The sequence below is a fragment of the Nocardia sp. CA-145437 genome, assembly GCF_050956485.1.
Taxonomy (GTDB): domain Bacteria; phylum Actinomycetota; class Actinomycetes; order Mycobacteriales; family Mycobacteriaceae; genus Nocardia.
Genome location: NZ_CP191204.1, coordinates 6668708 through 6687192, shown reverse-complemented (window position 1 = coordinate 6687192; position 18485 = coordinate 6668708). Strand labels below are relative to the sequence as shown.

15 protein-coding genes are annotated in these 18485 nt (G+C 67.7%); 8 read left to right on the top strand and 7 right to left on the bottom strand.

Going from position 1 to position 18485, the window contains the following annotated elements:
- The first annotated feature begins 43 nt into the window (after nucleotides 1-43).
- The 3 genes from ACQPYY_RS30825 to ACQPYY_RS30815 all read left to right on the top strand — a co-directional run bounded on the left by ACQPYY_RS30825 (nucleotide 44) and on the right by ACQPYY_RS30815 (nucleotide 8208).
- Entirely contained in the window at nucleotides 44-3532 is a 3489-nt protein-coding gene (locus ACQPYY_RS30825) for a DNA-directed RNA polymerase subunit beta (RefSeq protein WP_357281766.1), read from the top strand.
- Nucleotides 3533-3635: 103 nt separating this feature from the next.
- Entirely contained in the window at nucleotides 3636-7589 is a 3954-nt protein-coding gene (locus tag ACQPYY_RS30820) for a DNA-directed RNA polymerase subunit beta' (RefSeq protein WP_379092366.1), read from the top strand.
- Between the two features lie 139 nt (nucleotides 7590-7728).
- Nucleotides 7729-8208 (top strand): hypothetical protein, encoded by a 480-nt coding sequence (locus ACQPYY_RS30815; protein WP_433591942.1) that lies wholly within the window; start codon nucleotides 7729-7731, stop codon nucleotides 8206-8208.
- An 18-nt stretch (nucleotides 8209-8226) separates the two neighbouring features.
- On the opposite strand, the gene ACQPYY_RS30810 is transcribed toward ACQPYY_RS30815, so the two are convergent.
- Together ACQPYY_RS30810 and ACQPYY_RS30805 are read right to left on the bottom strand one after the other, a co-directional pair.
- Nucleotides 8227-8880 carry a hypothetical protein gene (locus tag ACQPYY_RS30810; RefSeq protein WP_433591941.1) on the bottom strand — a complete coding sequence of 218 codons (654 nt, stop codon included), beginning with the start codon at nucleotides 8878-8880 and terminating at the stop codon, nucleotides 8227-8229.
- Between the two features lie 117 nt (nucleotides 8881-8997).
- Nucleotides 8998-9948, bottom strand: a complete 951-nt coding sequence (locus ACQPYY_RS30805) for an EamA family transporter (RefSeq protein ID WP_433591940.1) — start codon at nucleotides 9946-9948, stop codon at nucleotides 8998-9000.
- Nucleotides 9949-9987: 39 nt separating this feature from the next.
- Between ACQPYY_RS30805 and ACQPYY_RS30800 the strand changes: the two genes are divergently transcribed.
- The 3 genes from ACQPYY_RS30800 (at nucleotide 9988) to ACQPYY_RS30790 (ending at nucleotide 12765) form a co-directional block, all read left to right on the top strand.
- Nucleotides 9988-10524, top strand: coding sequence for a CGNR zinc finger domain-containing protein (locus tag ACQPYY_RS30800; protein WP_433591939.1), 537 nt, complete (start codon nucleotides 9988-9990; stop codon nucleotides 10522-10524).
- 128 nt (nucleotides 10525-10652) lie between these two features.
- On the top strand, nucleotides 10653-12158 hold the full coding sequence (mqo, locus tag ACQPYY_RS30795; RefSeq protein ID WP_433591938.1) for a malate dehydrogenase (quinone): 1506 nt from the start codon (nucleotides 10653-10655) through the stop codon (nucleotides 12156-12158).
- 130 nt (nucleotides 12159-12288) lie between these two features.
- Nucleotides 12289-12765, top strand: coding sequence for a PaaI family thioesterase (locus tag ACQPYY_RS30790; protein WP_379092383.1), 477 nt, complete (start codon nucleotides 12289-12291; stop codon nucleotides 12763-12765).
- Between the two features lie 2 nt (nucleotides 12766-12767).
- Here the strand turns inward: ACQPYY_RS30790 and ACQPYY_RS30785 are convergent, their stop codons facing one another.
- Nucleotides 12768-13793, bottom strand: coding sequence for an aldo/keto reductase (locus tag ACQPYY_RS30785; RefSeq protein ID WP_433591937.1), 1026 nt, complete (start codon nucleotides 13791-13793; stop codon nucleotides 12768-12770).
- 170 nt (nucleotides 13794-13963) lie between these two features.
- On the opposite strand from ACQPYY_RS30785, the gene ACQPYY_RS30780 reads away from it, so the two are divergent.
- Nucleotides 13964-14803 carry a helix-turn-helix transcriptional regulator gene (locus ACQPYY_RS30780; protein ID WP_379092389.1) on the top strand — a complete coding sequence of 280 codons (840 nt, stop codon included), beginning with the start codon at nucleotides 13964-13966 and terminating at the stop codon, nucleotides 14801-14803.
- A gap of 3 nt (nucleotides 14804-14806) precedes the next feature.
- On the opposite strand, the gene ACQPYY_RS30775 is transcribed toward ACQPYY_RS30780, so the two are convergent.
- Genes ACQPYY_RS30775 through ACQPYY_RS30765 form a run of 3 tightly spaced genes read right to left on the bottom strand, consistent with a single transcriptional unit; the run spans nucleotide 14807 to nucleotide 16613 of the window.
- Entirely contained in the window at nucleotides 14807-15793 is a 987-nt protein-coding gene (locus tag ACQPYY_RS30775) for a pirin family protein (protein WP_433591936.1), read from the bottom strand.
- Nucleotides 15794-15833: 40 nt separating this feature from the next.
- Nucleotides 15834-16154, bottom strand: a complete 321-nt coding sequence (locus ACQPYY_RS30770; protein WP_357091126.1) for a GNAT family N-acetyltransferase — start codon at nucleotides 16152-16154, stop codon at nucleotides 15834-15836.
- Nucleotides 16155-16157: 3 nt separating this feature from the next.
- Nucleotides 16158-16613, bottom strand: a complete 456-nt coding sequence (locus ACQPYY_RS30765; RefSeq protein WP_379092395.1) for a carboxymuconolactone decarboxylase family protein — start codon at nucleotides 16611-16613, stop codon at nucleotides 16158-16160.
- 165 nt (nucleotides 16614-16778) lie between these two features.
- Between ACQPYY_RS30765 and ACQPYY_RS30760 the strand changes: the two genes are divergently transcribed.
- On the top strand, nucleotides 16779-17399 hold the full coding sequence (locus ACQPYY_RS30760; RefSeq protein WP_379092398.1) for a GTP cyclohydrolase II: 621 nt from the start codon (nucleotides 16779-16781) through the stop codon (nucleotides 17397-17399).
- Nucleotides 17400-17474: 75 nt separating this feature from the next.
- Here ACQPYY_RS30760 and ACQPYY_RS30755 read toward each other — a convergent pair whose 3' ends face one another.
- Nucleotides 17475-18485, bottom strand: coding sequence for an aldo/keto reductase (locus tag ACQPYY_RS30755; protein WP_433591935.1), 1011 nt, complete (start codon nucleotides 18483-18485; stop codon nucleotides 17475-17477).

Below are 18485 nucleotides of genomic sequence, written 5' to 3'. Positions count from 1 at the left end.
GCAGACAAGCGACGGTCGCGGACCACCACGCGACGCGCGTTAGGTGCTGGAAGGACGCATCTTGGCAGTCTCCACCCAGACCAAGGCCGGTATCCCCGGAGCCCCGAAGCGGGTGTCTTTCGCGAAGATTCGTGAACCCCTGGAGGTTCCCGGACTTCTCGATCTACAAACCGAATCGTTCGCCTGGCTGGTCGGTTCAGCAGACTGGCGTGAGCGTGCCACCGCGCGCGGCGACGTCACCAACCCCACCGGGGGCCTCGAGGAGGTGCTCGAGGAGCTGTCTCCGATCGAGGACTTCTCCGGCTCCATGTCGCTGTCCTTCTCCGACCCGCGCTTCGAAGAGGTCAAGGCCTCCATCGAGGAGTGCAAGGACAAGGACATGACCTATGCGGCTCCGCTGTTCGTGACCGCGGAGTTCATCAACAACAACACCGGTGAGATCAAGTCTCAGACGGTCTTCATGGGTGACTTCCCGATGATGACCGACAAGGGCACGTTCATCATCAACGGCACCGAGCGCGTCGTCGTGTCGCAGCTCGTCCGTTCGCCGGGTGTGTACTTCGACTCCTCCATCGACAAGTCGACCGAGAAGACGCTGCACTCCGTGCGCGTCATCCCGTCGCGCGGCGCGTGGCTGGAGTTCGACGTCGACAAGCGCGACACCGTCGGTGTCCGCATCGACCGCAAGCGTCGTCAGCCGGTCACCGTGCTGCTCAAGGCGCTGGGTCTGACCACCGAGGAGATCACCGAGCGCTTCGGTTTCTCCGAGATCATGATGTCCACCCTCGAGAAGGACTCCACCCCGGGTCAGGACGAGGCGCTGCTCGACATCTACCGCAAGCTGCGTCCGGGCGAGCCGCCGACCAAGGAGTCCGCGCAGACCCTGCTGGAGAACCTGTTCTTCAAGGAGAAGCGCTACGACCTGGCGCGCGTCGGTCGCTACAAGATCAACAAGAAGCTGGGCCTGAACCTGGACCAGCCGGTCACCGGCTCGACGCTGACCAAGGAAGACATCGTCGCGACGATCGAGTACCTGGTCCGTCTGCACCAGGGCGATCGCCTCATGACCGCCCCCGGCGGCTCCGAGGTCCCGGTCGACGTCGACGACATCGACCACTTCGGCAACCGTCGTCTGCGGACGGTTGGCGAGCTGATCCAGAACCAGATCCGCGTGGGTCTCTCGCGTATGGAGCGCGTCGTGCGTGAGCGCATGACCACCCAGGACGTCGAGGCCATCACCCCGCAGACCCTGATCAACATCCGTCCCGTCGTGGCGGCGATCAAGGAGTTCTTCGGCACCTCGCAGCTGTCGCAGTTCATGGACCAGAACAACCCGCTCTCGGGTCTGACCCACAAGCGTCGTCTGTCGGCGCTGGGCCCGGGTGGTCTGTCCCGTGAGCGCGCCGGCCTGGAAGTCCGTGACGTCCACCCGTCGCACTACGGCCGCATGTGCCCGATCGAGACCCCGGAAGGCCCGAACATCGGCCTGATCGGTTCGCTCTCGGTCTACGCGCGGGTCAACCCGTTCGGTTTCATCGAGACCCCGTACCGCAAGGTCGTCGACGGCCGCGTCACCGATGAGGTCAAGTACCTCACCGCCGACGAAGAGGACCGCCACATCCGCGCCCAGGCGAACTCGCCGGTCGACGCGGACGGCCGCTTCCTCGAGGACCGCGTCCTCGCCCGCCACGGCAACGAGGAAATGGAATACGTCGACGCCAGCGCGGTCGACTACATGGACGTCTCGCCGCGCCAGATGGTGTCGGTCGCGACCGCCATGATCCCGTTCCTCGAGCACGACGACGCCAACCGTGCCCTCATGGGCGCGAACATGCAGCGTCAGGCCGTGCCGCTGATCCGTTCCGAGTCGCCGCTGGTCGGCACCGGTATGGAGCTGCGTGCCGCGGTCGACGCCGGTGACGTGGTCGTGAACCAGAAGGCCGGCGTGGTGGAAGAGGTCTCGGCCGACTTCATCACCGTCATGCACGACGACGGCACCCGTCGTTCGTACCGCCTGCGCAAGTTCGAGCGTTCCAACCAGGGCACCTGCGCCAACCAGCGTCCGATCGTGGACGAGGGCACCCGCGTGGAGGCCGGGCACGTGCTCGCCGATGGTCCGTGCACCGAGAACGGTGAGATGGCCCTGGGCAAGAACCTGCTCGTGGCGATCATGCCGTGGGAAGGCCACAACTACGAGGATGCGATCATCCTGTCGCAGCGCCTCGTGGAGGACGACGTGCTCACCTCGATCCACATCGAGGAGCACGAGATCGACGCTCGCGACACCAAGCTCGGCGCCGAGGAGATCACCCGGGACATCCCGAACGTCTCCGACGAGGTCCTGGCGGACCTGGACGAGCGCGGCATCGTGCGCATCGGCGCGGAGGTCCGTGACGGCGACATCCTGGTCGGCAAGGTCACCCCGAAGGGTGAGACCGAGCTGACCCCCGAGGAGCGCCTGCTGCGCGCCATCTTCGGTGAGAAGGCCCGCGAGGTCCGCGACACCTCCCTGAAGGTGCCCCACGGTGAGTCCGGCAAGGTCATCGGCGTGCGCGTGTTCTCGCGTGACGACGACGACGATCTGCCCCCGGGCGTCAACGAGCTGGTCCGTGTCTACGTCGCGCAGAAGCGCAAGATCCAGGACGGCGACAAGCTCGCCGGTCGCCACGGCAACAAGGGCGTCATCGGCAAGATCCTCCCGCAGGAGGACATGCCGTTCCTGCCGGACGGCACCCCGGTCGACATCATCCTGAACACCCACGGTGTGCCGCGTCGTATGAACATCGGTCAGGTGCTGGAAACCCACCTGGGTTACATCGCCAAGACCGGTTGGCAGGTCGAGGGTTCTCCCGATTGGGCGAAGAACCTGCCGGCCGAGATGATCGGTCAGCCCGCCGACACGAACATCGCCACCCCGGTGTTCGACGGTGCGCGCGAGGAGGAGCTGACCGGCCTGCTCGGTTCGACTCTGCCGAACCGCGACGGCGAGAAGATGATCAACGACGACGGCAAGGCGATCCTGCTGGACGGCCGCTCCGGTGAGCCGTTCCCGTACCCGGTGTCCGTCGGCTACATGTACATCCTGAAGCTGCACCACCTGGTGGACGACAAGATCCACGCGCGTTCGACCGGTCCGTACTCGATGATCACGCAGCAGCCGCTGGGTGGTAAGGCGCAGTTCGGTGGTCAGCGCTTCGGTGAAATGGAATGTTGGGCCATGCAGGCGTACGGCGCGGCCTACACCCTGCAGGAGCTGCTCACCATCAAGTCGGACGACGTGGTCGGCCGCGTGAAGGTGTACGAGGCGATCGTCAAGGGCGAGAACATTCCGGAGCCGGGTATCCCGGAGTCGTTCAAGGTTCTGCTCAAGGAACTCCAGTCGCTCTGCCTCAACGTGGAGGTGCTGTCCTCGGACGGCGCCGCCATCGAGATGCGGGACGGCGACGACGAGGACCTGGAGCGCGCCGCGGCGAACCTGGGTATCAACCTGTCCCGCAACGAGGCTGCGACGGTCGACGACCTGGCGCAGTGAGCGAACGGTCCGGGAAGGCCGATCGGATTCGAGAAGCCTTCCCGGGCAACGGATTTAGCGAACTTTTGCTCATACTCAACCCGAACAGGGGAAAGGAAGTTACGTGCTAGACGTCAACTTCTTCGATGAACTCCGGATCGGCCTGGCGACCGCCGAAGACATTCGTAACTGGTCTTTCGGTGAGGTCAAGAAGCCGGAGACCATCAACTACCGCACGCTGAAGCCGGAGAAGGACGGCCTCTTCTGCGAGAAGATCTTCGGTCCCACCCGGGACTGGGAGTGCTACTGCGGTAAGTACAAGCGCGTCCGCTTCAAGGGCATCATCTGCGAGCGCTGTGGTGTCGAGGTGACTCGCGCCAAGGTGCGTCGTGAGCGCATGGGCCACATCGAGCTGGCCGCTCCGGTCACCCACATCTGGTACTTCAAGGGTGTCCCGTCGCGTCTGGGCTACCTGCTCGACCTCGCGCCGAAGGATCTGGAAAAGATCATCTACTTCGCCGCGTACGTCATCACCTCGGTGGACGACGAGCTGCGTCACAACGAGCTCTCCACGCTCGAGGCGGAGATGGAGGTCGAGAAGAAGACCGTCGCCGACCAGCGTGACGCCGACCTCGAGGCCCGCGCCCAGAAGCTGGAAGCCGACCTGGCCGAGCTGGAGGCCGAGGGCGCCAAGTCCGACGTCCGCCGCAAGGTCAAGGACGGCGGCGAGCGCGAGATGCGTCAGCTGCGCGACCGCGCCCAGCGTGAGCTGGACCGGCTCGACGAGATCTGGACCACCTTCACCAAGCTGGCCAAGAAGCAGCTGATCATCGACGAGGTGATCTACCGCGAGCTGCAGGACCGCTACGGCGAGTACTTCACCGGCGCCATGGGCGCCGAGGCGATCCAGAAGCTCATGGAGACCTTCGACATCGCCGCGGAGGCCGAGAACCTGCGCGAGACCATTCGCACGGGCAAGGGCCAGAAGAAGCTGCGCGCGCTGAAGCGTCTGAAGGTCGTGGCCGCGTTCCAGACCAACGGCAACTCGCCGATGGGCATGGTCCTCGACGCCGTTCCGGTGATCCCGCCGGAGCTGCGCCCGATGGTGCAGCTCGACGGTGGCCGCTTCGCGACCTCCGACCTGAACGACCTGTACCGCCGCGTCATCAACCGCAACAACCGTTTGAAGCGACTGATCGATCTGGGTGCGCCCGAGATCATCGTGAACAACGAGAAGCGCATGCTTCAGGAGTCGGTGGACGCGCTGTTCGACAACGGCCGTCGTGGCCGTCCGGTCACCGGTCCGGGTAACCGCCCGCTGAAGTCCCTGAGCGATCTGCTCAAGGGCAAGCAGGGTCGTTTCCGTCAGAACCTGCTCGGTAAGCGTGTCGACTACTCCGGCCGTTCGGTCATCGTGGTCGGTCCGCAGCTGAAGCTGCACCAGTGCGGTCTGCCCAAGCTGATGGCGCTCGAGCTGTTCAAGCCGTTCGTCATGAAGCGTCTGGTCGACCTGAACCACGCGCAGAACATCAAGTCCGCCAAGCGGATGGTCGAGCGTCAGCGTCCCCAGGTGTGGGATGTCCTCGAAGAGGTCATCTCCGAGCACCCGGTGCTGCTGAACCGTGCGCCCACCCTGCACCGCCTGGGTATCCAGGCCTTCGAGCCGCTGCTGGTCGAAGGTAAGGCCATCCAGCTGCACCCGCTCGTGTGTGAGGCGTTCAACGCCGACTTCGACGGTGACCAGATGGCCGTGCACCTCCCGCTGTCCGCGGAGGCGCAGGCCGAGGCCCGCATCCTGATGCTGTCCTCGAACAACATCCTGTCGCCGGCCTCGGGTCGTCCGCTCGCCATGCCGCGTCTGGACATGGTGACCGGCCTGTTCTACCTGACCCGTCTGGAAGAGGGCGCGGTCGGCGAGTACCGGGCCGCCACCAAGGACGAGGCCGAGTTCGGCGTCTACTCCTCGCCCGCCGAGGCGCAGATGGCCGTGGACCGCGGCGACCTGACCGTGCGTTCGCTGATCAAGGTCCGCCTGACCGATCAGCGTCCGCCGAAGGATGTCGAGGCCGAGCTGTTCCCGGACGGCTGGCAGCGTGGCGACGCGTGGACCTGCAAGACCACCCTGGGTCGCGTGCTCTTCAACGATCTGCTCCCGGCGGACTACGCGTTCATCGACGAGCCGATGCCGAAGAAGCGTCAGGCGGCGATCATCAACGATCTCGCCGAGCGCTACCCGATGATCGTGGTCGCGCAGACCGTCGACAAGCTCAAGGACGCCGGCTTCTACTGGGCCACGCGTTCGGGTGTCACCGTCTCCATGTCGGACGTGCTCGTTCCGCCGGAGAAGGCGGAGATCATGGCGCGCTACGACGCGCAGGCCGACCAGATCGAGAAGAAGTACCAGCGTGGTGCTCTCGACCACCAGGAGCGCAACAACGCCCTGGTCAAGATCTGGCAGGAAGCGACCGAAGAGGTCGGTAAGGCGCTGCGTGCGCACTACCCGGCCGACAACCCGATCATCACGATCGTCGACTCGGGCGCCACGGGTAACTTCACCCAGACTCGTACCCTCGCGGGCATGAAGGGTCTGGTGACCAACCCGAAGGGTGAGTTCATCCCGCAGCCGATCAAGTCCTCCTTCCGTGAGGGTCTGACGGTTCTGGAGTACTTCATCAACACCCACGGTGCGCGAAAGGGTCTGGCCGACACCGCGCTTCGTACCGCCGACTCGGGTTACCTGACCCGTCGTCTGGTGGACGTGTCGCAGGACGTCATCGTGCGCGAGACCGACTGTGGCACCGAGCGCGGCATCGTGGTGCCGATCGCGGAGAAGCAGGCCGACGGCTCCGTCATCCGTGACGCGCACGTCGAGACCAGCACCTACGCTCGCACCCTGGCGACCGACGCGATCGACGCCAACGGCAATGTCGTCGTCGAGAAGGGCCACGACCTGGGCGACCCCGCCCTGGAGGCGCTGCTCGAGGCCGGCATCACCGAGGTGAAGGTCCGCTCCGTGCTGACCTGCACCACCGGCACCGGCGTCTGCGCCACCTGCTACGGCCGCTCGATGGCGACCGGCAAGCTGGTGGACATCGGTGAGGCCGTCGGTATCGTCGCCGCCCAGTCCATCGGTGAGCCCGGTACCCAGCTGACCATGCGTACCTTCCACCAGGGTGGTGTCGCGGGTGACGACATCACGGGTGGTCTGCCCCGCGTGCAGGAGCTCTTCGAGGCTCGTGTGCCCAAGGGCAAGGCCCCCATCGCCGAGGTGTCGGGTCGCGTGCGGCTCGAGGACGACGACCGCTTCTACAAGATCACGATCATCCCGGACGACGGGTCGGACGAGGTCCTGTACGACAAGCTGTCGAAGCGTCAGCGTCTGCGGGTGTTCAAGCACGAGGACGGCTCCGAGCGTCTCCTGGCCGACGGTGACCACGTCGAGGTCGGTCAGCAGCTGCTCGAGGGCTCGGCAGATCCGCACGAGGTGCTGCGCGTGATGGGCCCGCGTCAGGTGCAGGTCCACCTGGTCCACGAGGTCCAGGAGGTGTACCGCTCGCAGGGTGTGTCCATCCACGACAAGCACATCGAGGTGATCGTCCGCCAGATGCTGCGCCGCGTCACCATCATCGATTCGGGTGCGACCGAGTTCCTCCCGGGTTCGCTGGTGGAGCGCGCCGAGTTCGAGTCCGCCAACCGCCGCGTGGTCGCGGAGGGTGGCGAGCCCGCCTCGGGTCGTCCGGTGCTCATGGGTATCACCAAGGCGTCGCTCGCGACCGATTCGTGGCTGTCGGCGGCCTCCTTCCAGGAGACCACCCGCGTGCTCACGGACGCCGCGATCAACTGCCGCTCCGACAAGCTGATCGGCCTGAAGGAGAACGTGATCATCGGTAAGCTGATCCCGGCCGGTACCGGTATCAACCGCTACCGCAACATCCAGGTGCAGCCGACCGAAGAGGCCCGCCAGGCGGCGTACGCTGTCCCGTCCTACGACGACAGCTACTACAGCCCGGACGGCTTCGGCACCTCCACCGGTGCCGCGGTTCCGCTGGACGACTACGGCTTCAGCGATTACCGCTAAGCGTGTAGCCAGGCAATAGGATTCGGCCCCCGCTCCCTGTCGGAGCGGGGGCCGAACTCTTTTCCCGCTCGAGCGCGGTGCGCGGGTCTATGCTGTTTGCGACGAAGTAACCGGCCCCCGTTGCAGGGGAGGAGCTGACGTGTTCGCTCGTAGTGCTCTCGTTTCGGCCGTCTGCTGTGGAGCGGCCCTGTCGCTGTCCTTGCCGCTCTCACTGTCGCTACCGCTCGCCGCCGCCGATCCCGGTGGCGCACTGGGCGGCTGCCGCCACGGCGGCGTCCTCACCGGCGCGCTGATTCCGGGGACCGGCAGCGTAGGCCAGAGCGTCCACCGGGAGGCGGACGTCTGGGCCTGCGCTAGTCCGCTGCTGCCCGGTATCGAATCCGGCCACTTCACCGCCGAATTGCCGTTCAATGCCCTCGATTCGCCGTCGCTGGGCCGATTCGACTGGACCGACGGCAGCGTCAGTCAGGTGATCGGCCAGCCCAACGGCCTGTGGACGATCGTGGACGGCCCCGGCAACGGGCACACCTTCCGTTTCGACCTCGCACACGAGATGAACGTGTGGTGGTACCACTGGAACAACAGCATGCCGGTGGAGTCGGTCAGCTTCCTGGCGTGAATCCCGGTGGGGGAGGCGTCAGTTGGCGGGCGGGGGAGTCGGGATAGCGGCGAAGGCGGGCCGGAAGATGTTCGACGCGCCGGGAGCCAGGGTGTCGACGTAGGCGAGCGCGGCCTCGGAGGCCTCGTGGCCGCCGGACATCTGCAGGCCGATGGCCCCGCCGACCACGCCGCCGACCACCGCGAGCAGCGGGGCGGTGATGAAGTCCAGGACGAACAGGCCGAGCGGGAAGCCCGCGATGAAGCCGATGGTGGCGCCGATCGCCGCGCCGGTGGCGACCGCGGGCATATTGGCCTGGACCACGTCGAAGAAGTGCTGCTGGGCGTCGACAGCGCGCAGCTCGGTGTCGGACGCGGCGACCGGGGTGAGGGTGAGGCGGCGGTTGCTCTGGTCGATGACCGGGGTGAATTCCGCTGTCTTGCCATCGATGTCGTACTTCAGGGGCACGGTGGAGACCAAGGTGCCCTTGTCGTCGGTGACGATGACGGCCTCGCCGTCCCAGGTGGCGAGGAACTGCCCGGCCTGCAGGGTGCTGACCGCGGAGCGGTGGTCCGAGGAGAGCGCGACGTCGTAGCCGATGCTGTGATCGGTGCCCTTGATCTGCAGGGCGGGTTGCGCGGGGGCCTGCTCGGGCGCGGCGGTGGCCGTGCCGGCGACGGTGGTCGCGGTCAAGCAAAGCAAGGCAGGCGCAACGTATTTGGTCATACCCATGGTGGCTGGTCCTCGAGTTTGCGATAGGTTTCCCGACCTTTGCGACAAACTACCGTTATCAACTCGAGATGTGAAGCGTTATGGCGCATTCGTGTCGTCGGGTTCCCCGAGTCGCACGACCACGACGCCGATGAGAATCAAAGCGCCGCCGAACAATTGGATCGGCGCGGGCGTCTGGCCCAGGAGCGTCCAGGAGAACAGGATGGCGGCCAGGACCTCGGCGAGCGCCGCGAAGGACGCCAGGCGTGACCCGAGCAGCCGGGTGGCGGCGATACCGGTGACATAGGAGATGGCGGCCGTGATCACGCCGAGCGCGAGCAGCGGCGCCCACCAGTCCACGGTGAACCCCTGGAAGGCAACGGGAGTGGTGGTGGCGTGCAGCGGGACGACGCCGAGCAGGCCCGCCGCCAGGATGCCGAGTCCGCCGACCAGCAGTCCGCTGGTGGCCAGCACGGTGCCGGGCACCGCGTCCCCGGCGTGCGCGCTCAGGATGAAATAGGCGGCCGCGCCGACCATCGCGCCCAGGGCCCACGCGATGCCGACCCAGCTGGTGCTGGTGCCCGATCGCAGATCGAGCACCAGCACCAGCCCGGTCACCCCGATGATCGCGCCGAGAACGGTTGCGCGATTGGGCTTCTGACTGTGGCGCAGCCACAACCAGACCACCACGGCGATCGGCGCGGTGTATTCGATGAGCAGCGCGACCCCGACATCCATGTGGGCGACGGCATTGAAATACGACAGCTGCGCGGTGGCGACGGCGAGCAGCCCGTATCCCGCGAGCAGGGAGATATTGCGCCGCAGCAGGTCCCAGTCGCCGCGCAATCGCACGACGGCGGCGGGCAGCAGCACGACCGCGCCGAGGAGGACGCGGACGATGACGACGGCGGCGGGGCTCCAGCCCGCGTCGATGAGTCCGCGGGCCAGCGGCCCGGAGAGCCCGAACGCGGCGGCCGACAGGGCGGCGCAGATCAGCCCGGAGCGGATCCGGTGCGACACCACCGTCCTGTCATGAGTCAAAGTCGCCATGACAAATGACGCTAAAGGTCACGTGTGTAATCTGTCAATGTGCTTTTCGCTGATGACACGGTGGCCTCCATGGCCGCGGCGGTCGAGCTGGTGAACTCGGCCGAGGAGCCGGACACCCTGACCGAGATCGCCCAGCTGGACGCCTTCTTCGAGAAGCACCGCTACACCGGGGCGCATGCCGGGACCGCCGCCGAACTCGCGGCGGTTCGCGCCCAGCGCGCGCCGCTGCGCCGCCTGCTCACCGCCGACCGCGACACCGCCGTCGCTATGGTGAACGCCATCCTCGCCGAGCATCGCGCGGTCCCCGAACTGGTCCGCCACGACGGCCTCGACTACCACATCCACGCGGTCCCGCCCCAGGCTCCGCTGCAGGTCCGGATCGCCGTGGAGACGGCCATGGCGATGATCGACCTGATCCGCGCCGACGAGCTCTCCCGCCTGTCGATCTGCGCCGACGACTCCTGCGCGGGCATCGTGCTGGACCTGTCCCGCAACCGTTCCCGTCGTTACTGTTCGACGGCCTGCACCAATCGCAACGCGGTCGCCGCGTACCGGGCCCGCAAGTCCGCGAATTGAGTGTTCCCCGCCCTCCGCGTGCGCTGAGAGCGCTTCGGCATTAGTGTTCTCGAGGCCGCCCTGGCGGGCCGGTCGTTGGCGCCGGCACGCCCGCTGTACGAATTCAATCGGGGTTCCAGGTAATGACGATGAGAACACAACTGCCGCTACGTCCCTACGACGTCGTGCTGATCGGCGGCGGCATCATGAGCGCGACGCTCGCGGTGCTGATCAAGCATCTGGAACCCAGCTGGACCATCGGGGTCTACGAGCGATTGCCGGAGGTCGGCGCCGAGGCGTCGGCGGCCTGGAACAATTCGGGCACCGGGCACGCGGGCCTGTGCGAACTCGATTACACCGGTGAGAATCCCGATGGCTCCATCGATATCGAGCCGGCGCTCGCGCTGAATGAACAGTTCCAGCTGACCCGGCAATTGTGGGCGTCGCTGGTGGGCTCGGGGATTCTGCGCAATCCGGAGACCTTCATCAATCCGGTCCCGCATATGACGCTGGCGCGCGGCAAGACCGAGGTGGATTTCCTGCGCCGCCGCCACGAAACCATGTCCGCGCATCACCTTTTCGCGAATATGAAGTTCAGTGACGATCCCGCGGTGATCGGCGAATGGGCCCCGCTGCTCACCGCCGGCCGTGACCACGGCGAGCCGATCGCCGCCACCCGCGATATCACCGGCAGTGATGTCGATTTCGGTGAGCTGACCCGTCAGCTGTTCCATTGGCTGCGCTGGCAGGACGTGGAGATCCACCGCAATTGCGAGGTGCGCGGACTGCGCCGCAACAATGACGGCACCTGGCAGCTGCGGGTGGACTGGCGCACCGACAACGACCGGCTCACCCGGAAGGCCGACGCCCGCTTCGTCTTCGCGGGCGCGGGCGGGTGGGCGTTGAAGATCCTGCAGAAGGCCGGGATTCCCGAGGCGGACGGCTACGGGCTGCTGCCGGTCAGCGGCCGGTTCCTGCGCTGCGACAATCCCGAGGTGGCGGCCGGGCACGACGCCAAGGTGTACGGGAAGGCGCTGTCGGGAGCGCCGTCGATCGCCATGCCGCACTTGGACACTCGCATCGTGAACGGGGAACGCGCCCTGCTGTTCGGGCCGTACGCGGGCGCGAATCCCCGCTTCCTGAAACAGGGTTCGCTGCTCGACGCTCCCGCCTCGCTGCGGGCGGGCAATGCCGGGTCCATCGCGGCCATGTTGAAGGCGAATACCGAGTTGCTGCGGTTGCTGGCCGGGCAGCTGGCCTCGACCCGGAAGAAGAAATTGGCCGCACTGCGCGAGTTCGTGCCCGAGGCGCGCGCCGAGGACTGGTCGCTGATCACCGCCGGGCAGCGCGCCCAGCTGGTGAAGCCGGACGCCGAACGCGGCGGGGTGCTCGAGTTCGGCACCGAGGTGGTGGCCGCACAGGACGGGTCGATCGCCGCGGTGCTGGGGGCGAGCCCGGGCGCGTCGACGGCGCCGGTGGTGCTGCTCGAGGTGCTGCAGCGCTGCTTCCCGCGCTACGCCCGGATCTGGGAGCCGCGGCTGCGGGAGTTGATGCCGACGCTGGGCCACAGTCTGGCCGATGACGCGCGGCTGGCCCGGCAGACCATGGCCCGGACCGCGGAGGCGCTGGGTCTGGCGGGCCGGGTGGTGGGCTGATTCTTCAGGGAGTCGTGGGCTGATCCGGCAGGAAACTGCCGGGCCTCGGTCGCGGACCGCCGTGGACAAAGGCGCTGCCCGCCCGGTATGAAATTGGAACAGGTTTCAATTCTGATCGGCGGGAGACGCGATGGACAGCGCGAATGCGACCATGGGCGACATGGTGATGGCGGGCTTCAAGAAGCTCGGCTTCATCCAGTTCACGGGCATCGAGAGCGTCGAATACGGCCCGGGCCGCAGCGTGGTCAGCATGGCCGCGCGCCCCGAGCACTTCAACCACAATGGCGACATCCACGCGGCTCTGCTGTTCGGCCTGGCCGAGACCGCCGCCATGGGCGCGTCCATCTCCGGCATCGTGGACCTGCTCGGCGACACCTTCATCGTGGCCCGCGACGGCCGCATCGAATACCTGGCCCGCGCCAAGGGCCAGGAGGGCCCGTTCACCGGCACCGCCGAACTGACGCCCGAGACCATCGCCGAGACCCGCGCGAACATCGAGTCCCGCACCGAGATCGAGCTGGAGGTGCCGGTGATCATCGCCGATATCACCGGCAAGCCCGTGGCCCGCGCCGCGTTCACCGCCGTCATCCGGCCGCGCCGCACATAGTCTCAGCGCTCGCTGTCGAGCATGGCCATCTGTGCCGGGGCGTAGCGCCCGCCCGCCACCCGGTCGGCGGGCACCGCGGCCTCGATGGTGGCCAGCTCGTCCTCGGACAGCCGGATATCCACCGCCGCAACGGCTTCGGCCCAGCGCTCCGGCTTCCGCGCGCCGATCAGCGGCACGATGTCGGCGCCGCGCGACAGCGCCCACGCGATGGCCAGCTGGGCCACGCTCACCTCGCGCTCGGCCGCGATCTTGCCCAGCGCGTCCACCAGCAGCAGGTTGGCGTCGAGGTTCTCGCCCTGGAAGCGCGGGCTGTGGGCGCGGAAGTCGCTGGGCGCGAACTGCGCTCCGCCTCCCCGCGCTTGCCCGGCCCGCACCGAATCGCTGAGCAGGCCGCGCGAGAGCACCCCGTACGCCGTGATGCCGATCCCGAGTTCCCGTGCGACGGGCAGGATCTCGGCCTCGATGCCGCGCGAGATCAGCGAGTACTCGATCTGCAGATCCGCGATCGGATGCACGGCCGCGGCCCGGCGCAGCGTCTCCGCGCCCACCTCGGACAGGCCGATGTGGCGGATGTACCCGGCCTGGACCAGCTCGGCCAGCCCGCCGATGGTCTCCTCGATCGGGACATTCGGGTCCAGCCGCGCGGGCCGGTAGATGTCGACGTAGTCGGTGCCGAGGCGCCGCAGCGAGTAGGCCAGGAAGTTCTTGGTGGCCGCCGGCCGGGTGTCGACGCCGCCGAAGCTGTTGTCCGGGCCGCGCAGCGCCCCGTATTTCACGCTGAGCAGGACGTCCTCCCGCTTGCGGTCGGCCAGCGCCCGCCGGATGAGCAGTTCGTTGTGGCCCATGCCGTAGAAGTCGCCGGTGTCGATGAGGTTCGCGCCGGAATCGAGGGCCGCGTGCACGGTGGCGATCGAGACGGCGTCGTCGGCCGCCCCGTACATGCCCGACATCCCCATGGCGCCCAGGGCGATACGGGAGACGGCGGGCCCGGTCTTGCCGAGCTGGACGGTGCTGAGGTTCGTGGTCATGGGAACAACACTGCGCCCGATCCCGGGAGCGCGGGAGAGGAGCGCTGATCCAGGGATCGGCGATCCCTGGTTACCGGGCCGGGCTGTGGACGGCTGTGGATGAATCCGCGCGCCCAGGCTGGGACTGCCGATACCTGGTTACCGGGCCGGGGACGGGGGACAGTGGTGAGGTGGATCGAACCGAGCTGGCCGACTTCCTGCGCCGACGCCGTGAGCAGCTGCAACCGCAGACCGTGGGATTGCCGCCGGGCGCCCGCCGCCGCACGCCCGGTCTGCGCCGCGACGAGGTGGCCCTGCTCGCGGGCATGTCGACCGACTACTACACCCGCCTCGAGCAGGGGCGCGGGCCGCGGCCCTCGGTGCAGGTGCTGGCCGCGCTGGCGCGGGCGCTGCGACTGACCGACAGCGAACGCGACCACCTCTTCCATCTGTCCGGACATCAGGCCCCGGCCCGCGGCGGCGACAGCCACGTGGGGCCCGGCATCCTGCACGTGCTGTCAAAACTGGACGACACCCCGGCCGTGGTCATCTCCGACCTGGGCGAGGTGCTGGTGCAGAACCGCATGCACACCCTGCTGTCCGGGGATTACTCGCGGCGGCGCGGCCTGGACCGCTGCATTCCGTGGCGCTGGTTCACCGAGCCGGGCTCACGCGCCATCTTCCCGCCGGAGGACTGGGAAGTCATGAGCCACAAGCACGTCGCCGACCTGCGCGCGGTCTCCGCCCGCCGCGCGGGCGACGCCGACGTGACCGAATTGGTGGCCCGGCTGCGCGCCGCCAGCCCGGAATTCGAGCGGCTGTGGCACGAACACGAGGTCGGCACCGGCACCGGGCTCGTCAAACGCATGATCCACCCGGAAGTCGGTGTGCTGGAACTGATCTGCGAGCCGCTACTCACCCCCAGCGCCACCCGGCACGTGCTGATCTACTACCCCGCGCCGGGTACCGACACCCAGGACAAGCTGGATCTGTTGCGGGTCATCGGAACCCAGTCGATGACCGGCAGCTGATTCCTACTCGTGGGGGACGCCGCAGCGCCGCTTGCGGGGTTTGAGATGCAGTCCCGGCAGCGGGGGAGCGGGAATCCGCTGTTCGGGCGTGTGGCCCGCGATCTCGGCGAACCGGCCGACATCCTGCTTCTCCCAGTCGTTGCGGGCCTGCTCGATCTCCTCGTGACTGCGGGCCACGAAGTTCCACCACATGACCAGGTCCTCGCCGAACGGTTCACCGCCGAGCAGCAGTATGTGCGCGCCCGCGGTGTCGTGCACGCGGATCGCGTCCCGGTCGCTGCCCAGGTAGAACAGGCTGCCCGGCTCGACCACCGTGCCGTCGAGGCTCAGCGCTCCCGCGATCACCAGCACCGCGTGCTCGAACGCCGGGTTCAGCGGCAGCGCGGTGTCGGCTCCGGCCGCGACGCGCAGGTCCGCGCCGACGATCGGGGTGTACGCGGTGGCCGGGGAGGTGACCCCGTCCAGCGTGCCGATCAGGACCGTGCCCTCGATCGACGGCGCCCGGAAGGCGGGCAGTTCCCGATGCTGCTCGAAATGCGGTGCGATATCCCGGGATTCACCCGGGAGCGCCACCCACAGCTGTAGTCCGTGCCCCGAGACATGGCCCGGCACCCGGTATTCCGAGTGCGCGATGCCGTGGCCCGAGGTCATGATGTTGAGCTGGCCGGGCGCGATCTCCACATCCGAGCCCACACTGTCGCGGTGCCGGATCCGCCCGTCCAGCGGCCAAGTGACGGTTTGCAATCCGATGTGCGGGTGCGGGTCGATGTCGTGGCCCTCGGGGTTGGCCTCCGACGCGCCGTCGAAGTGGTCCAGGAAGCACCACGCGCCGACCGTCGGCAGATCCCGCTGCGGCAGCGACCGGAACACGGTCACCCCGCGGACGCCGCCGAGCGGCACCTCCCGGGCCGGGAAGAACTCCGCCCGCGGTCCCGGACGGCCCGACGACTCGCACAGCGACTCCTCCGGCCGCGGCTCCAGATCACTCACACCCGCACCTCCCTAGCTCAGCTTTTCCGTTCGACGCGGCTCACCGATCCCGCTTGATGCCCTTGCCTACCACGTATTCGTCGAACTCCGGATGCTTGTCCAGCCAGCCCTTGATGAACGGGCAGCGCGCCACGATGGTGCGGCCACGGGCGATCACATCCTTGATCGCCTCCTGCGCGAGCAGATTCGCCAGGCCCTTGCCGCTGAATTCCTGATCCACCTCGGTGTGAATGAAGGTGGTGTCGTTGTCGTCGCGCTCGCGGTACTCGCTGAATCCGGCGAGCGAATTCCCGTACCACACCTCGTACCGGTGTTGCGCGTCATTACGAACGACTGTAGCCGCCACGGCCTGTTCGCTCATTGTTCAGTTCTCCTTCCGCACCCGCACCGGATGTTTGCTCACAATCGACGCTCGATTGAACGCGCCGATAGTGGTGGCAGCCCAGATGAGAACGGACATCTGGTCATCCGACAAATGTTGCCGCGCAGCAGCATACTCACGCCCCATGCTTTCCTCATCCGGCAACGAAGTGACGGTCTCGGCCACCGAGAGCGCCGCCTGCTGCAGTTCCGTGAACAGATACGGACTGCGTCGCCAGCCGGGGAGCACATCCAATTGCTGTTGCGTGACGCCGGCCTCGCGGGCCGCGCGGGTGTGCAGGTCGAGGCAGAACGGGCAACCGGTGAGCTGGGACACCCGCACGTTCACCAATTCCATGACGGCCCGGTCCAGATCGGCTGCCGCGGCGGCGTTCCGCACCGCGAGCGCGACACCGTTGAGCGCGTGGAAGATCTCGGGCGACTGCTTGTCGATCCACACTCGGTCATGTGTAACAGGTGACTGCATAGTGGCTGCATCGTAAGCCGAGAAGGTGAACCGTGCCTTCTCGTCTGAAAAATGGTCATTCCGGACCGCCGTGAAATAACCGGCCCGCATCCGTCGTTCACCAATCGACGACACGGTCCTCGGTCTCTGGAGCAATCAATGAGCAGCAGCCTCGCCGGCGTCCGCACCCGGGTGCGGATCCCGCTGGCCTTCGCCGACGGCTACTCGACCACCGCGCAGGCGGTCACCTTCGACGGTCTCGAGGACGGCCGCGAGCACGTCGCCCTCATCCTCGGCGAACCCGACCTCGACGCCGCCACGCCGCTGGTGCGGCTGCACTCGGAATGCCTCACCGGCGACGTCTTCGGCTCCGCCCGCTGCGACTGCGGGCCGCAGCTGCGCGAATCCGTGGAACGCATCGCCGAGACCGGCGGCGTCCTGCTCTACCTGCGCCAAGAGGGCCGCGACATCGGCCTCTACAACAAACTCGACGCCTACGCCCTGCAGGACGACGGCCTCGACACCTACCAGGCCAACACCGCCCTCGGCTTCGACGAGGACGCCCGCGACTACACCGCTGCCGCCCAGATGCTGACCGCGCTCGGCGTCGGCGAGCTGGACCTGCTCACCAACAACCCGGACAAGGTGCGGCAGCTCACCGCCCTCGGCGTCACCGTGCGCGACACCGTCCCGACCGGTGTCCACGCCAACCCCGGCAACCTCCGCTACCTGCGGGCGAAGGCCGAGCACACCGGCCACACCATCCGCCTCGTGGGCTGACCGGATCGGCTGGTCCGGAACGACCAGGGCCCCTCGCGTATGCGCGAGGGGCCCTGGTTCGTTTGCGTGGCGGGACTATTCGCGGCCGGCCGAGGCGAAGCTCATGTCCGCGTAGCGATTTCCGGCCACCCGATCCGCGATCGCGTCGAGCTCCGCGAGTTCGGCCGCGGTCAGCGTCACCGTCGCGGCCGCGACGTTCTCGGCGATCCGGGCGCGGCTGCGCGTGCCCGGAATCGGCACCACCGGCAGCTGGTGGACCTGCGCCCGGGCGTGCACCCAGGCCAGCGCCACCTGTGCGGGCGTGAGACCGCGGGCCGCGGCGATCACCCGCAGCGGGGTCAGCAATTCGGCGTTGCTCACCGCGTTCGCACCGGAGAAGCGCGGGTGCCGCCGCCGGAAATCCCCTTCCGCCAGCTCGCCGGTGGCGGGCAGGGCGCCCGACAGGAAGCCCCGTCCCAGCGGCGAATACGGCACGAACGAGATGCCGAGTTCGGCCGCCGCGGGCACCACGGTCCGCTCCACGTCCCGCGAGAACAGCGACCACTCCGATTGCACCGCCGCGATCGGGTGCACGCCGTGCGCGGCGCGCAGCTCCGCGCCGGTCACCTCGGACAGCCCCAGCTGCCGCACCTTGCCCGCCGCCACGAGTTCCGCCATCACGCCGACGGTCTCCTCGATCGGGACGCCGTCCTGCTTGCGGTGCATGTAGTACAGGTCGATCACGTCGATGCCGAGCCGCCCCAGGCTGGCGTCCACGGCCGCGCGGATGTACTCCGGCGAGTTGTTGATACCCCGGAAGCCGGGGTCGTCCGCGCGGCGCTCCAGGCCGAATTTCGTTGCCAGCACCACGGTCTCGCGGTGTGCGCGCACGAACTCGCCGACGAACTCCTCATTGTGGCCGCTGCCGTACATGTCGGCGGTGTCGAACAGCGTCACGCCCAGTTCGAGGGCCCGCTCCAGCGTGGCCCGGGCCTCGGCGGCGTCGGTCGGGCCGTAGAACTCGCTGATCCCCATGGCCCCGTAGCCCTGCGCGCCGACCCGGGTGGTCCCGAGCGCGGTGGTGGGCAGCGCCGTTGTGCTGGTCAT